The organism is Streptomyces sp. NPDC046727, from assembly GCF_040645635.1.
Classification (GTDB): domain Bacteria; phylum Actinomycetota; class Actinomycetes; order Streptomycetales; family Streptomycetaceae; genus Streptomyces.
In genome coordinates this window covers 1-14960 of sequence record NZ_JBEYYR010000036.1, presented here as the reverse complement: position 1 = coordinate 14960, position 14960 = coordinate 1, and the positions used below count along the sequence as shown (strand labels likewise).

General features: G+C 71.5%; 13 protein-coding genes. 9 read left to right on the top strand and 4 right to left on the bottom strand.

Annotated elements, in window-relative coordinates; all coding sequences use genetic code 11:
- Window positions 1–78 precede the first annotated feature (78 nt).
- Window positions 79–585, bottom strand: coding sequence for a dual specificity protein phosphatase family protein (locus ABZ937_RS33300; protein ID WP_361697314.1), 507 nt, complete (start codon window positions 583–585; stop codon window positions 79–81).
- Between the two features lie 99 nt (window positions 586–684).
- On the opposite strand from ABZ937_RS33300, the gene ABZ937_RS33295 reads away from it, so the two are divergent.
- Entirely contained in the window at window positions 685–1488 is an 804-nt protein-coding gene (locus ABZ937_RS33295) for a nuclease-related domain-containing protein (RefSeq protein ID WP_361697312.1), read from the top strand.
- A gap of 9 nt (window positions 1489–1497) precedes the next feature.
- On the opposite strand, the gene ligD is transcribed toward ABZ937_RS33295, so the two are convergent.
- Window positions 1498–2385, bottom strand: a complete 888-nt coding sequence (gene ligD, locus ABZ937_RS33290) for a non-homologous end-joining DNA ligase (protein WP_361697310.1) — start codon at window positions 2383–2385, stop codon at window positions 1498–1500.
- Window positions 2386–2438: 53 nt separating this feature from the next.
- Here ligD and ABZ937_RS33285 point away from each other — a divergent pair, with 53 nt between their 5' ends.
- On the top strand, window positions 2439–3437 hold the full coding sequence (locus ABZ937_RS33285; protein WP_361697308.1) for a Ku protein: 999 nt from the start codon (window positions 2439–2441) through the stop codon (window positions 3435–3437).
- Window positions 3438–3533: 96 nt separating this feature from the next.
- Here the strand turns inward: ABZ937_RS33285 and ABZ937_RS33280 are convergent, their stop codons facing one another.
- On the bottom strand, window positions 3534–4604 hold the full coding sequence (locus tag ABZ937_RS33280; protein WP_361697452.1) for an MFS transporter: 1071 nt from the start codon (window positions 4602–4604) through the stop codon (window positions 3534–3536).
- Window positions 4605–4921: 317 nt separating this feature from the next.
- On the opposite strand from ABZ937_RS33280, the gene ABZ937_RS33275 reads away from it, so the two are divergent.
- Window positions 4922–5275 carry a helix-turn-helix domain-containing protein gene (locus ABZ937_RS33275; protein ID WP_361697450.1) on the top strand — a complete coding sequence of 118 codons (354 nt, stop codon included), beginning with the start codon at window positions 4922–4924 and terminating at the stop codon, window positions 5273–5275.
- 60 nt (window positions 5276–5335) lie between these two features.
- Here the strand turns inward: ABZ937_RS33275 and ABZ937_RS33270 are convergent, their stop codons facing one another.
- Window positions 5336–5992 carry a class I SAM-dependent methyltransferase gene (locus tag ABZ937_RS33270; protein ID WP_361697306.1) on the bottom strand — a complete coding sequence of 219 codons (657 nt, stop codon included), beginning with the start codon at window positions 5990–5992 and terminating at the stop codon, window positions 5336–5338.
- Between the two features lie 37 nt (window positions 5993–6029).
- On the opposite strand from ABZ937_RS33270, the gene ABZ937_RS33265 reads away from it, so the two are divergent.
- From ABZ937_RS33265 to ABZ937_RS33240, 6 genes are all read left to right on the top strand, one after another.
- A complete protein-coding gene (locus ABZ937_RS33265; RefSeq protein ID WP_361697304.1) occupies window positions 6030–7028 on the top strand; it encodes a cupin-like domain-containing protein in 999 nt (332 codons plus the stop codon).
- A complete protein-coding gene (locus ABZ937_RS33260; RefSeq protein WP_361697302.1) occupies window positions 7025–8869 on the top strand; it encodes a condensation domain-containing protein in 1845 nt (614 codons plus the stop codon). Before ABZ937_RS33265 ends, ABZ937_RS33260 begins: the two co-directional genes overlap by 4 nt.
- Window positions 8866–10530, top strand: a complete 1665-nt coding sequence (locus ABZ937_RS33255; protein ID WP_361697300.1) for an amino acid adenylation domain-containing protein — start codon at window positions 8866–8868, stop codon at window positions 10528–10530. The genes ABZ937_RS33260 and ABZ937_RS33255 overlap by 4 nt, the downstream gene beginning before the upstream one ends.
- 47 nt (window positions 10531–10577) lie before the next feature.
- Complete coding sequence (cmdF, locus tag ABZ937_RS33250; protein ID WP_361697298.1) at window positions 10578–12182, top strand: tyrosine 2,3-aminomutase; 1605 nt, start codon at window positions 10578–10580, stop codon at window positions 12180–12182.
- 45 nt (window positions 12183–12227) lie between these two features.
- Complete coding sequence (locus tag ABZ937_RS33245) at window positions 12228–13643, top strand: serine hydrolase domain-containing protein (RefSeq protein ID WP_361697295.1); 1416 nt, start codon at window positions 12228–12230, stop codon at window positions 13641–13643.
- 112 nt (window positions 13644–13755) lie between these two features.
- A partial coding sequence (locus ABZ937_RS33240; protein WP_361697293.1) for a PHP domain-containing protein occupies window positions 13756–14960 on the top strand: 1205 nt, incomplete at its 3' end.

Sequence of the window (14960 nt, the reverse complement as noted above, 5' to 3'; positions counted from 1 at the left end):
TGTGATCAGATTTTGATGGAATTCCGCTTCGCGGCATAAGTCTGTTTTGCGCACCGGGGCCGGGTGCTGGGAGAGAGGCTACTCGGCCAGCTCCTCCAGCAGCCGCACGGTCGCCAGGCCCGCCCGCAGGTACTCCACGAACAGCTTGTTGTGCAGCGCCCACGCCGAACGGCGGGCCCGGATCAGCTGGATCGCCTGGTCGGTCGTGTCACCCCGCTGGACCAGCGCGTGCGCGATCACCAGGCCCGAGCGGTTGTACCCGTGGTAACAGCGGACGAGCACCCGGCGGCCGGCGTCCAGTGCCTCGTTCACCGCGCGTGCCAGCCGGATCACCCCGGCGAGCTGCGTCCCGTCCAGCGGACCGTCCGGGATCGGCCACACGTGGTGCTCCACGCCCGGATCGGGCCCGTACCCCGGCAGCCGCAGCAGGGACTGCACCACATCGAACTCGTCCCGTACGACGGCGAACTCCAGCCGCCCGGAACGGCCCCGGAACTCATGCCCGCCCATCCACAGGCCGGGCACGATCTCGCTCCACGGGCTCTCCGGAGCCGGTACGTCGGGCTGCTTTCCGCGGGTACGCAACGGCGCCTCCCCAACTCCCCTCGCAGGGCTGTCATCCACGGTAACCGGTCTTGCCCCCGGAGCACCCCGCCTGTTCCCATGGTCGAGGGGTGATGGCGCATGAGCGCACTGCGCGTGGTGCCGGCCTTCCGGCACGGCCGGGAGCGGCTGTACGTCTGCCGCGAGGACGGATCCGACGTCGCCTGGTACGACCGTGAGACAGGCCGCGTCAACCTGCTCGGCGAGGACGACAGGGACGCCGTGCTCCACGCCCTGCAGCCCTTCCTCACCGGCCCGGTGACCGTGGGCCCGCCCCCGGTCCCCACCCCCGCCGAACTCGCCCGCCTGACCCTGCACCCGGACGACGACCTGGCCCCCAACCGCCCCGGCGAGGCCCTGCTCGTCGCCCTCGACCGCGACCCCGGCCCCGCCCACCGGCTGCGCCCCGACCCGCGCCGGCGCGCCCTGACCGCCGAGCAGACCGTCGGCGGGGCGCTGGACGGGCTGGAGGGCGCCGGCTGGCACACCGTGCACTCCGTCCCGCTGCCCGGCGGCGACCGCATCCACCACCTGGTGATCGGCCCCGGCGGCCTGTTCGCCGTGCACGCCCTGTACGCCCGCAAGGCCCGGGTCCTGGTCGCCGACCCGATGGTCACCCTGGGCCGCCGCGAGGCCGAGCCGCTGCTGCGCCGGCTGCGCGGCGACGCCGACCGTGCCTCCTACGCCCTGACCGCCGAGGTCCGCCCGCTGCTGGCCCTGGTCGGCCCGGCCGAGGTGACCGTGACGGCGGTGCCGCGGGGGGTGCGGATCCTGAGCGACCCGGAGCTGGCCGGCCTGGCCCGGCTGGGCGGGGTGCTCAAGCCGGCCGACGTGGAGGCGCTGCACGGGATGGCCCGGGACCGGAACACCTGGGCGCGGGTGTAGCCGGGACGCTCAGGGCAGCGGGACGGCCTGCGCCGGGTCCGTCAGGGGTGCCATCAGGTCGCCGAGGTCCTGGAGCCGCGGGGCGATGTCGTCGGCCTGGAACTCCAGCTGCCCCGGGCTGCCGCAGTCCGCGACCTCGTCCCAGGTCACCGGCGTGGAGACCAGCGGGGCCCGGCGGGCGCGCAGGGTGTACGGGGTGGCCGTGGTCTTGCGGCCCGCGTTCTGGCTCCAGTCGACGAACACCTTGCCCGGCCGCAGACTCTTGGTCATCCGGTGCACCACCAGCCGGGGCATCGCCCGCTCGGCCTCCACCGCCAGCGCCTTCGCGTAGTCGGACGTCTGCTCGGGGGAACTCCCGCGCACCGCCGCCAGCAGATGCAGCCCCTTCGACCCGGCGGTCTTCGGGTACGCCTCGATCCCGTCCGCCGCGAGCCGCTCGCGCAGCCACAGGGCGACCTCGCAGCAGTGCACGACGGTCGCGGGCGGCCCCGGGTCGAGGTCGAGGACCAGCCGGTCCGCCTCCTCCGGGCGCTCCACCAGCCACTGGTGCGTGTGGAACTCGGTCACCAGGTTCGCCGCCCAGACCAGGCTCGGCAGGTCCTGCACCACCACCATCCGGGCCGGGCTGTCCGCCGACGACCGCGGCACCTCGGAGGTCGTGACCCAGTCGGGCGTACCCGGCGGCACGTTCTTGGTGAAGAACAGCTGCCCGTCCGGGCCGTCCGGGTACCGCAGGAAGGACACCGCCCGGTCGCGCAGGTGCGGCAGCAGTGCCGTGGCGGTGGTCGCGTAGTAGTGCAGCAGCTCCCCTTTGGTGAAGCCGGTCTCCGGATACAGCACCTTCTCCAGGTTGCTGAGCGCGACTCGGCGCCCCTCCACCTCTGTGATAGGCGTCATAAGATGACAATCCCAGATAAACCGGAGAAATCGGGAAAGGAAGGGTGCGGCACGTGCGATCGATATGGAACGGCGCCATCTCCTTCGGCCTCGTCAGCATCCCGATCAAGCTGGTGAACGCCACGGAGAGCCATGCGATCTCCTTCCGTCAGATCCACACCGAGGACAACGGCCGCATCCGCTACCGCAAGGTGTGCGAGCTGGAGGACCGCGAGGTCAGCCAGGCCGAGATCGGCAAGGCGTACGAGGACGCCGACGGCTCGATCGTCCCGATCACCGACGATGACCTCGCCCACCTGCCGATCCCGACCGCCCGCACGATCGACATCGTCGCCTTCGTGCCGGGCGACCGGATCGACCCGCTCCAGATGGGCGCGGCCTACTACCTCGCCGCGAGCGGAGCGCCCGCCGCCAAGCCGTACACCCTGCTGCGCGAGGCCCTCAAGCGCAGCAACCGGGTCGCCATCGCCAAGTACGCGCTGCGCGGCCGGGAGCGCCTGGGCATGCTGCGGGTCGTCGGCGACGCCATCGCCATGCACGGCCTGCTGTGGCCGGACGAGGTCCGGGCCCCCGAGGGCGTCGCCCCGGACACCGCCGTCACCATCCGCGACAAGGAGCTGGACCTCGCGGACGCCCTGATGGACACCCTCGGCGAGGTCGACCTGGAGGACCTGCACGACGAGTACCGGGAGGCGCTGGAGGAGGTCATCGCGGCGAAGGCCTCCGGCGAGGCCCCGCCGGAGGCGCCCGAGCCGGCGGCCGGGGGCAAGGTGCTGGACCTGATGGCCGCGCTGGAGAGCAGCGTGCGGGCTGCGCGGGAGTCCCGCGCCGCCCCTGACGAGGAGGCCGAGGTCAGGCAGCTACGGCGAGGCCGGGCCGTGCCCAAGGAGACGGGCGCCAAGAAGTCGACGAAGGCCGCCGCCAAGAAGACGACCGCCGCGAGGAAGTCGACGTCCAAGGCCACCGAGGGGGCGAAGAAGACGGCGGCGGCGAAGAGTACGGCGAAGAAGGCGACGGCGAAGAAGACGGCGTCGCGCAAGCGGTCGGCGTGACGCGCGCCCCTTCGGGGCGCGCGTAGCGGCCGTCATACCCGCGGCACCCCGCGAGCGCGGGCAAGCGAACCCACCCCCGCCCGGCTCTGGCGCCGGTCAGCTCACGCGGTCCCTCGCCAGCGCGGCCAGTCCGCCTCCGCCGACGGCCAGGAGGGTCAGCGTGGTGGCGAATACCGTCGTGCCGGTGGTCAGTCCGGTGGCGTCCGTCAGGTAGCCCGCGGTGACCGGGAGAAGGCCGGCCGGGAGGTAGCCGCCGACGTTCAGCGCCGCGTTGGCCTCGGCCAGCCGCTCCGTCGGCACCGTGGAGTTCAGCAGGGACAGGCCGCCCAGTTGGCCCATGCCCTGGCCCGCCCCGGCGAGCAGCGCGGCGCCGGCCAGGGCCGGGACCGAGGCGGTGTGCACGGCGGCGACGAGGGACAGCATGCCGAGGGCCGTGGCGGTGGCACCGGTGACCAGGACCGTGCGGCGGCGCAGTCGTCGTACCGCGAACTGCACGCCCGTGGCGCTCAGGAACATCGCGAAGGCCAGCGCGCCCGACACGATCCGGCTGCCCGTGCCCAGCAGTCCCGAGAGCAGCGAGGGACCGAGCGACAGCACGAAGGACGTGGCGGTGATGCCCGGCGCGAACACGGCGATGCCCAGGGCGAGCTGCCGTCCGGCACCGCGCGGCACGCCGGGCACGCGGACCCAGGGCCCGGCGCCGGTCCGGGCGGGCCGCCGTACCGGCATCCGGAGCACCACCGCGACCGCCGTGGCCAGCAGGACCGCCTCCACCGCGAACACGGTGACCGTGGGCCCGGGCAGCGTCTCGGACAGCACGCCCGCGAGCAGCGGCCCCACCCCCGCGCCGAACACCATCGCGCAGGAGGCGAGCAGCGCCGCGAGCCGGCGCCGGGCGGGGCCGGCCACGTCCGTCACCGCGGCCATGCCCGCCGAGACCACGGCCCCGACCGCGATGCCGGTGCACAGCCGGGCGACGACCAGCGCGGCCACACCGCCCGCCGTCGCGAAGACCAGGCAGGCGACGAGGGCGAGGCCCAGCGCCGGAAGCAGCACGGGCTTGCGGCCGAGCCGGTCGGAGACGACGCCCGATACCAGCAGGGAACCGAGAAGCCCCACGATGTAGCAGGCGAAGACCACGGTCAGCGTGCCCTTGCTGAACCCCATCTCCCGCTGCCACAGCACATAGAGCGGGGTGGCCGCGTTGGACAGCACGAACACCGCCGTCACCGGCCAGGCGGCGAGCCAGACCCAGCGGACCGGCGCCTCACCGCCCTACGCCGTCCCCGGCGCGCGTACCTCGGTCGTCGTCTCCGTCGTCATGGCAGGGTCCTCCCCGGGCAGGCCACAGTACGAGTTGAGTCGTACTTGTACGAGTGGAGTCGAACTTAGCACGTAGTACGATCGGAGTCGTACAGGAAGTCGGGGAGAGGGAGCCGCAGTTGACCGGGCAGAGGACCGAGGAGACGCAGGGCGCCGGGGGAATCAGGGGCCTGGCGGAGCCGCCCGGCCTGCCCGAGCCGCTGCCCGAGCCGGCCGTCGCCGACCTGCGGCTGGAGACGGTGCTGGGCGCGCTCAGCGACCCGCTGCGGCTGCGGATCGTCCGCAAACTGCTGCTGGAGTCCGAGGACTACGACCACACCTGCGGCTGGTTCGGCCTGGACCGCCCCAAGTCCTCGCTGACCCACCACTTCCGGGCGCTGCGCGAGGCGGGCGTCACCCGGCAGCGCCAGTACGGCCTGGAGCGCCGCAGCCAGGTCCGGGTGGCCGACCTGAACGCCCGCTTCCCCGGCCTGCTGGACCTGGTGGCCGCGTGGACCCCGCCGGAGGGCGACTGAACATCCGACGCAGGAGTCGTCGCGTGTGCCGCCGGGCCTACGGCAGCCGGGCGGGGAAGGTCACGCCTCGGGCTTCCGGGCGAGGAACGTGCCGATCGTCCGTTCGGGGTTCCGCTCGACCCGGTGGAGCAGGTGCGCGAAGACCTCCAGGCCGGAAGCCTCCAGCAACTCCTCGATCCGGTCCGGCCGTACGAGGTAGGAGTCGTAGCGCACCGGACGGCCACCGTACGCCGTGGCGGGACGCCGGTGCTGGTCGTCTCCGACCGGACCCGCGAGCATCAGGCAGCCGCCGGGGGCGAGCGTGCGGTGGAACTCGCGGAACACCCCGGGCAGTTGGCCGGGCGGGGTGTGGTGGGTGGAGTAGTAGGCCAGGATGCCGCCGAGTCCGCCGTCCCGGATGCCCAGGGCGGTGAGGGAGCCCACGAGGAACGGGATCCCGGGATACGCGCGCCGGGCCAGTTCGACCATCCTCGGGGACAGGTCCATCCCGAACGCCCGCAGCCCCAGGCCGGCCAGATGCGCGGTGACCCGGCCGGGACCGCACCCCAGGTCGGCGACCGGTCCCCGGCCCACGGTCCGCGCCGACTCGGCGAACGCGGCCAGCATCGCGCGGGACACCGGGTCCAGCTCCGCCGGCGTCTTGGTCCGCCGGGCGTAGGCGTCGGCGACACCGTCGTACGACTCCTGGACCGCGGACAGGTACGTGGACTCGCTCACGCCGGAAACCCTATCGGCTCTCGGCCGTGTATCTCCCGTGGATCCGACCGCCGCATACTGCAAACCGCCGCAGGGCTCCCTGGGGCAACTCGTAAAGCAGTACCGGAATGTACCGGCACCACCGGAAGAAACGTCAGATTGCGCGGCCATGACCACAGAGAATTTCGCGTTCACTCCGGTCGACAGGCGACGGCTCACCCCGGACGAGTTCCGGCAGGAGTACCTGGTCCCGAAGAAGCCGGTGGTGCTGACCGGGGTCATGGACGAATGGCCCGCTGCGAAATGGTCGATCGACCACCTGGGACGCCGTTTCGGGGACGAGGTCGTACCCGTCCGTCATTTCGAGGAGAACAGTCGGTGGGACGCTCACCGTATGGGTGAGCTGAGACTCGGTGACTTCCTGGGCACCGTGATGAGCGCGCCCTGGACGAGGGGTGGCCGCGCACCGCTCATCGACTCGAACGTCTTCTTCGACCGGCACCCGGAGCTGCGCGAAGACGTCCCGCTGTGGAGCTACTTCGACAACTGGATCGCACGCCTGCCCGCGGAGATGCGGGCCCGGCACGAGAACCTCGCGCACGGCTGGGTTCTCCTCGGCCCGGAACGTGCCGTCTACAACCTGCACTACGACTACTGGTCCGCACACGCCTGCATCGCGCATTTCGAAGGCCGTAAGCGCGTGGTGCTGTATCCCCCCGACCAGCGCGAGGCCGTTTACCACGGCCGGGTCGACGTCGACCGTCCCGACCTCGCGAAGTTCCCGGAATTCGCGCACGCCCAGGGACGTATGGAAGCGATCCTCGAACCGGGCGACATCGCTTTCGTCCCGTCCCGGTGGTGGCATCAGGTGCGCTATCTGACACCCTGTCTGTCGCTCAACTCGTTCATCGTGAACGACGTGAACATCGAGGAATACCTGAGCGACCTGGAGCTGTACCGCGACATGGCGGAATCGCCAGAAGCCGGCGTCATCGGTGAACTCATCGCACACATGCGGGAATTCACGGCAAGCGGTCCGGGAGTTGATGTCTCATGACGCACATCCCTGAGGACGACTCCGCGGAGGCCGGACTGCGCGCCGTCGAGCAGGCCGCCCTCGGACACCCCGACGTGGCCCGGAGCGCCGCCGTGATCCACACCGGCAGCGGGGGAGCCGAGCGGCTGACGGTCTACGTCGAACCGGCCGGCCACGCGCCGACTCCCGAACCGGACCTCATCCGTGACTTCCTGGCCCGGACCCTGCCGGTCTTCGCCGTGCCCGACACGGTCGTGCTCGTCCGGACGATGCCGCTGACAGCGTCCGGAGCAGTGGACCTGGAGGCGCTCCCCGTACCGCGGCGGTCACCGTACGGCGCCGATCGTTCCGCCCGCGCGGAGCTGCTGACCGAGCTGATCGGGGCCGTGCTCGGCGTGCAGCGGGTGAGCACGGACGAGAGCTTCGTTGACCTGGGCGGCCACTCGCTCCTCGTCGCCCGGCTGATCAGCCTCGTGCGGTCGGTACTGCCCCTGACCATCAGCATGCGGGACGTCCTCGACGCGGAGAGCATCGCCTCCCTCACAGCCCGGCTGGACCTCCAGGGCCGGCCGGACGACCGCACCGCCGAGGTTCCCGCTCCGCCGCCGACGCGTCCGGCCCTCCTCGGCACCTGGGCCGCGGGCCTGCGCTGCACGGGACCGCTGGACCAGGACGCACTCGCGCAGGCCCTGCGGGACATCACGGCACGGCACACGGTTCTCACGCCCGACGGCACACCGCCGGCCCTGTCCGTCGTCACCGCCTCCGAGGAGGAGACGGCCGTCCACGTGCGCCGCGCCTCGGCGCGCCTGGAGGAGACACCGGACGGGCCGAGGGCCGTCGGTGCCCTGCTGGTCCACGGCCCCGCCGAGCACAGCCTGCTGCTGGTCGTGGACCGTGCGGCATGCGATGAGGAGTCCCTCGACGTCCTGGTCCACGAGTGGTGCCATGCCTACACGGCTCGCTCCCGGGGCCACGCGCCGACCTGGGAGCTGCTGCCTGGTGCCGGCCCTCGCCAGGGGGCGGCGGAGTCACGCCGGACCGCGGACCCGGCCCACGGGCGCGAGCGGCTCGCCGGCCCGCCCGCTCAGCTCACCCTGCCGTACGACCGGCCGCGGCCCGCGCAGCCCAGCCGCCGCGCCGGCTCGATCCCCGTGACCGTGCCCGCCGGCCTCCACCGCGACCTGCGCGAGGTGGCCCGCCGGTACGACTCGACCCTGCGCATGGTCCTCCAGGCTGCCCTGGCCACGCTGCTGGCCGACCGCGCCGGCGAGACGGACGTGGTGATCGGCACCGCACGTCATGGCCGTACCCGCGAGTCCCTCGACAACGTCGTCGGCCGGCTGAGTGACCACGCCGTGCTGCGCTTCGATCTGTCGGGCGCCCCCCGCTTCGGCGAGGTCGTGGCGCAGGCGCGGCAGGAGGCCCTGGCGGCCGACGAGCGGCGGGCACCCGGGTCCGAACGGCTGGTCGACGTATCCGAACCGGAACGCCCCGGCGCCCGGCATCCGCTGTTCCGGACCGCCCTGGAACTGCGCACCGGCAGCGGTGACCGCCCGCGTCTGCCCGGCATCTCCGCAACCCCGCTCCGTCTGCCCACCGCGTTCGACCTGGACCTGGCCGTGGTCCTCGCCGAGACCTTCGACGACCTGGACGAGCCGAACGGCCTGCTGGGCGAAGTGCGTTACGCGGCCGACCTATTCGACCGGGCCACCGCCGAACGGATCGCGCAGCGGTGGGAGCAGCTGCTGCGCGCGGTGGCGGCCAACCCCGAATCCTCCCTGGACCAGCTCCTGACCGACGCCGACGCCGAGGCCGCGCCGCAGGGGCCCACGGCGGTCGTCGGGGAGGCCCGGCGATGAACGACGGCATACCGCTGCCCTCGAAGCGACCGGACCAGGGCACCGCCGTCCCGGAGTTCTCCGTCCGGGAACTGGTGCGCGAGCAGGCCCGGCGCCGCCCGGACGCCCCGGCCGCGGACGGGCTCTCGTACCGGGACCTGGACCGCTGGGCCGGACAAGTGGCCCGCGCCCTGGGCGGCCTGGGTCTTGGCCCCGGAACACCGGTCGCCCTGCGCCTTCCCCCGGGTCCGCCGTACCTGGCCGCTCTGCTCGGCATCCTGGAGGCCGGCTGCCACGCCCTGCCGCTGGGCCTCTCCGACGCGCCCGAACGATGTATCGGCATCCTCGGTGAGGCCGGAGCGGAGTGCCTGCTGGTGGACTCTCCGGCAGCCGACGACGAGCTGGCCGGATGGGTGCGGAACCGGCCCCACGGCCACGTCGTGGCGGTGCCCGCGCCGGCACGGACCGGCACCGCACCGCCCCGCCTGCCCGTGCCGGCGGCCGACGCCCCCGCCTACCTCGTCCACACGTCGGGCTCGACCGGCCGGCCCAAGGGAATCCTGCAGTCACACGGAGCCCTGGCGCAGTTCGTGACCTGGATGGGCGCCGAGTTCCGCATGGGGGCGGGCCGGCGGGTCGCGCTGTGGGCCTCGCCCCACTACGACGCCTGCCTGGTCGAGACGCTCGCGCCGCTCGTCTCCGGCGGCACGGTCTGCCCCGTGCCCCAGGACGTCCGGCTCGACCCGGACGCGCTGGTCCACTGGCTCGCGGACCAGGAGGTCCACGTGCTGCAGACCGTGCCGAGCTTCGCCCGGGAACTGCTGCGTGCGCTCACCCACGGGGCCGCCGGGCGAAAGCCGCCGGCGCTGGACCATCTCCTGCTGGCCGGCGAGCCGCTGCCCGGCGATCTCGCCACGAGCCTGTCCGCCGCCCTGCCCGGGCTGAGACTGGTCAACCTCTACGGCGCCACCGAGACCATCCTGGCGACCTGGCTGGAACTGGACCGCGACTGGCCGGGGATCGTCCCGGTCGGCCGGCCCATTCCCGGCCGCGACGTGACGGTACGGGACGCCACGGGGGCGAAGTGCCCGGCGGGGGTCACCGGAGAGATCGTCGTCCACAGCCGCTTCCTGGCACTCGGATACACCGGGCGGGACGGCCGGCTCACGTCCGGGCTGCGCCGGCTCCCGGACCCCACGGGGTCGGCGGAGGACGACGTCCCGTACTACCGGACGGGCGACTTCGGCCGGTGGAGCGAGAACGGGCTGCTGGAGTTCCAGGGGCGGCGGGACCGCCAGGTCAAGCTGCGCGGCCAGCGGATCGAACCCACGGAGATCGAGGCCGCCCTGTCCGGCCATCCGACGGTGCGCGCCTGTGCCGTGCTGCCCGCCGAAGCGGACGGTCCGGTGCAGAGCCTGGTCGCCTACGTGGTGGCCGACGCGGGCTCCCCGGACGAGTGGCGAGCACACCTGAGGGGCCTGCTCAACGAGCAGATGCTGCCGTCCGAGTTCGTTCCCGTCCCGGCGCTGCCGCGCAACGCCGGCGGAAAGGTGGACGAGTCCGCGCTCCGCTCCCTGCGGCAGACCGCCCCGCCCCGCGGCCGGGCCACCAGATCGTCACGCCTGAGCGGATTCCGCTCCTGGGCCGCCCAGATGCAGCGCGACGACGGCGCCGACGTGTGAACCGTGCGCCATCCCACCCGCTTCGTCCTGCTTCTCAAGGAGTCATAGTGATCATAAAAGGCGATGGTCTGACGGTTGACGACCTGTACGCCGTCGCGGCCGGTGGCGAGTCCGTGGAGCTGGACGACAGTCAGCTGTCCATGGTCGACGACACCTGCGCCCGGCTCCAGAAGTGGGGTGCGGAGGGGCATCCGATCTACGGTGTCACCACGGGCTTCGGCGAGATGGTCTTCATGAGCATCCCGTCCAAGTTCGAGACCACGCTGCAGGAGAACCTGCTGCGCACCCACGCGGCCGGCGGCGGCCCGCTCTTCCCCGACGAGGTCGTGCGCGCCATCCAGGTGGCCCGCCTGAACTGTCTGATGAAGGGCTACTCGGGCATCGGCTCCGACGCCCTGCGCCTCATGGGCGAGTTCCTCAACAGGGGCATCCATCCGCTGGTTCCGGAACAGGGCTCCCTCGGCGCCAGCGGTGATCTGGCCCCCCTGTCCCACCTGGCACTTCCGCTGATCGCCGCCGGACGGGTGCGGTACCGGGGCACGGTCCGGGAGGCCAAGGACGTCCTGGCCGAGCAGGGGCTGGCCCCCGCGCGGCTCGGCTACAAGGACGGTCTGGCCCTGATCAACGGCACGTCCGGGATGACCGGGGTCGCCGCGCTCGCCCTGGTCCGCGCCCGCCGGCTGATGCGGCTGGCGCTCTGGGCCTCGGCCGCGTTCGTCCAGGTCATGGGCGGTTCGACCCGGGCCTTCGACGCCCGCGGGCACGAGCTGAAGAACCACCAGGGCCAGAACGCCGTCGCCCGGCACGTGCGGCAGCTCCTCGACGGCAGCGAACTCACCCGTGAGCACGAGGACGTCATGCGCCTCATCAGTGAGCAGAAGGGTGACAGCGGCGAGGTCACCCAGGTCAAGGACTACCTCCAGAACGCCTATACCCTGCGCTGCATCCCGCAGATCCTCGGCCCCGTGCTCGACACGATGGACTACTGCCGCAGGCTGGTGGAGGAAGAGCTCAACTCGTGCAATGACAACCCGCTGATCTTCGATTCGCCGGAGACCATCTTCCACGGCGGACATTTCCACGGCCAGTACGTGGCCATGGCCGGCGACTTCTTCAACATCGCCGTCACGGAGATCGGCGTACTGGCGGAGCGCCAGCTCAACCGGATCCTGGACCCGCATCTGAACAAGGCCTACCCCGCGTTCCTGGCGCTGGGCGACGAGGGTCTCTACTCCGGGCTTCAGGGCTCGCAGTACCTCGCGACCAGCATCGCCTCGGAGAACCTCGACCTGGCCGCGCCCGCGTCGGTCAAGACCATCCCGTCCAACGGCCAGAACCAGGACGTCGTGAGCATGGGACTCATCGCCGCGCGCAAGTCCCTCAAGCTGATCGAGAACGTGACCACCATCGTGGGCGTCCTGGTGGCCGCCTGCTACCAGGCGGCCACCATCACCGGGATCCACCGCTTCAGCCCCCAGGTCCGCGGCCTGCTGGAGCTTCTCGCCGACACGGTTCCGGGCTACCGGGACGACAACGGGGTGGCCGCGGACTTCCTCGCCGCGATCCGCGCCGCGGTTCTGGACGAGCGCGCGGAACGGCTGCTGCCCACGATCGACTTCGCGGCGGGCTCCTCCGCCGGCGTGCTCGCGTAGCTGCGCCGACGCTCACCGGTCTATCGACAAGGGGACTGCAAGACCATGACAGCCGACGAGAACTCGACGCGGCACGAAGCATCCGCACAGCCGACCGCGACCCAGGACCGCTTCGACGCCGCCGTCGCCGCCCTGCGCGCGTCGGCGCAGGCCGAGGGAGCCCCCGGCGCGTCGGTCGCCGTGTTCGCCGACGGGCGGCTGCGGGTGGCCCACCACGGTCACGACGGCCATCCCACGGACCGGCCGCGGACAGACGCCTCGCGGCAGCACATCGCCTGCCTCAGCAAGGTGGTGATCGCCTATGTCTGCCTGATGCTGGTGGAACGCGGCCTGGTGGGCCTGGACGAACCGCTGGGCGACAAGCTGCCCGAGGCGGTACGCCGTCGCGGCGGCCGGACGGTCGGCATCACGCTGCGGCACCTGCTCACCCATTCCAGCGGGATAGACGACTCCCGGGAGAACTGGGCCGAGAACGACACCTCGGACCTGGCCGCCTATGTGGCGCGCTTCGATGACTATCCGCAGGTGTTCGAGCCGGGGCGGATCTTCAGCTACTCGGACTGCGGGACCGCCATCGCGGCTCTCCTGATCGAAAGACTGCTCGGCATCCCGTGGCGGCGGGCAGCCAACGAGATGCTTCTTGAGCCGCTCGGCATCATGCCCGTGCCCGAACACCGCGACTTCGTCGCCTACTACGGCGACAGCGTGTCCCGCGGGCACGAGTGGGACGCCTCCGTCGGCCGGTTCGAGGCGCTACCCCTGGAGCAGGTGGCGGCGGTCGACGACAACCTGGGCACGAACTCCCTCTGCTTCACGATCGAGGAGATCGTGGCGCTGGCGCGGCTGGCCCTGAACGACGGTGTCGGCCCGAAGGGGGAGCGGCTGCTCTCGGCGGAACTGGCCCGCGAGATGCGCGCACCCCAGATGGACGTCCCGGCCCATCACCTGGTGCACTCGTGGGGGCTGGGATGGCTGCACTTCGATGACCGCTCCTTCGGCTTCGAGGCCGCCGGGCCGGGGCACCAGAGCGTGGTCCAGATCTTCCCGGAGCAGCAGCAGATCCTCGTCGTCCTGGGCAATATCAACCCCTCGCTCGTCCTCTACTACGACGTGCTGCGCGCCTTCAACGGCGGTCCGTGGAAGGACACGACCCCGAAGCGCATCGACGCACGCCTGTGCCTGGGCACCTACTCCGCCGACGGGCACCGCATGGTCCTCAGCGAGGGCAGGTCACGCCCGCGCTACCGCTACTTCCAGCGGGTCGCCCAGGACGACTGGCAGGAGACCGACTTCGGGGAACTCGTGCCGTCGAGCATCGGCGCCTTCACCTGGAAGTCGGCCAAGAAGCTCTGGCGCAGCACGATCACACCGATCTGGTCCAGCGGCGACAGCCGGCCGGACTTTCTCCGGTTCGGCCTGCAGGTCCTGAAGCGGGACGAGAGCACCGACGCCGCCGGATGACCCGGAGACACGACCGACCCGTGGCCAAGTCCCGTCGCCTGCCGGGCACTTGCCGATAGCCTCTCTAGTCCACCGCTTCCCGTTCGTCACCTCGCTCCCCGGAGGCCGCACCGTGTCCAAGCCGCCCTTCACGCACCTGCACGTTCACACCCAGTACTCGATGCTGGACGGTGCCGCGCGGCTGAAGGACATGTTCAACGCCTGCAACGAGATGGGCATGACACACATCGCCATGTCCGACCACGGCAACCTGCACGGGGCGTACGACTTCTTCCACTCCGCGAAGAAGGCCGGGGTCACCCCGATCATCGGGATCGAGGCGTATGTCGCCCCCGAGTCCCGGCGCAACAAGCGCAAGGTCCAGTGGGGCCAGCCGCACCAGAAGAAGGACGACGTCTCCGCCAGCGGTTCGTACACCCATCTGACCATGTGGGGGGTGAACCGGACCGGTCTGCACAACCTCTTCCGGCTCTCCTCGGACGCGTACGCCGAGGGCTGGCTGCAGAAGTGGCCCCGCATGGACAAGGAATCCATCGCCCAGTGGTCCGAGGGGATCGTGGCCTCCACCGGCTGCCCCTCGGGCGAGGTGCAGACCCGGCTGCGCCTCGGCCAGTTCGACGAGGCGCTGAAGGCCGCCGCCGACTACCAGGACATCTTCGGCAAGGACCGCTTCTTCCTGGAGCTGATGGAGCACGACCTCGACATCGAGCGCCGGGTCCGGGAGGACCTGCTGGAGGTCGGCAGGAAGCTGGGCATTCCGCCGCTGGTGACGAACGACTCGCACTACACGTACGCGCACGAGGCGGGCGCCCATGACGCGCTGCTGTGCATCCAGACCGGCAAGAACCTCTCCGACCCGAACCGCTTCAAGCTGGACGGAGGCGGCTACTACCTGAAGTCGACCGAGGAGATGTACTCCTTGGTGAACTCGGACATCTGGCGTGAAGGCTGTGACAACACCCGGTTGATCGCCGAGATGGTCGACACCGCCGGCATGTTCGAGAAGCGCGACCTCATGCCCAAGTTCGACATCCCCGAGGGCTACACGGAGGTCACCTGGTTCCAGGAGGAGGTCCGCCGGGGGATGCAGCGCCGCTACCCGGGCGGTGTGCCGGAGGACCGCCAGAAGCAGGCGGACTACGAGATGGACGTCATCATCTCGATGGGCTTCCCGGGGTACTTCCTGGTGGTCGCGGACTTCATCATGTGGGCGAAGAACAACGGCATCGCGGTCGGCCCCGGGCGAGGCTCCGCGGCCGGTTCGATCGTCGCGTACGCCATGGGCATCACCGACCTGGACCCGATCCCGCACGGTCT

Excerpts from the sequence above, each read along its gene's own strand:
- ligD (WP_361697310.1), bottom strand. The coding sequence starts at position 2,385 with ATGACGCCTATCACAGAGGTGGAGGGGCGCCGAGTCGCGCTCAGCAAC.
- ABZ937_RS33280 (WP_361697452.1), bottom strand. The coding sequence starts at position 4,604 with ATGGGGTTCAGCAAGGGCACGCTGACCGTGGTCTTCGCCTGCTACATC.
- ABZ937_RS33295 (WP_361697312.1), top strand. The coding sequence starts at position 685 with ATGAGCGCACTGCGCGTGGTGCCGGCCTTCCGGCACGGCCGGGAGCGG.
- ABZ937_RS33245 (WP_361697295.1), top strand. The coding sequence starts at position 12,228 with ATGACAGCCGACGAGAACTCGACGCGGCACGAAGCATCCGCACAGCCG.
- ABZ937_RS33255 (WP_361697300.1), top strand. The coding sequence starts at position 8,866 with ATGAACGACGGCATACCGCTGCCCTCGAAGCGACCGGACCAGGGCACC.
- ABZ937_RS33260 (WP_361697302.1), top strand. The coding sequence starts at position 7,025 with ATGACGCACATCCCTGAGGACGACTCCGCGGAGGCCGGACTGCGCGCC.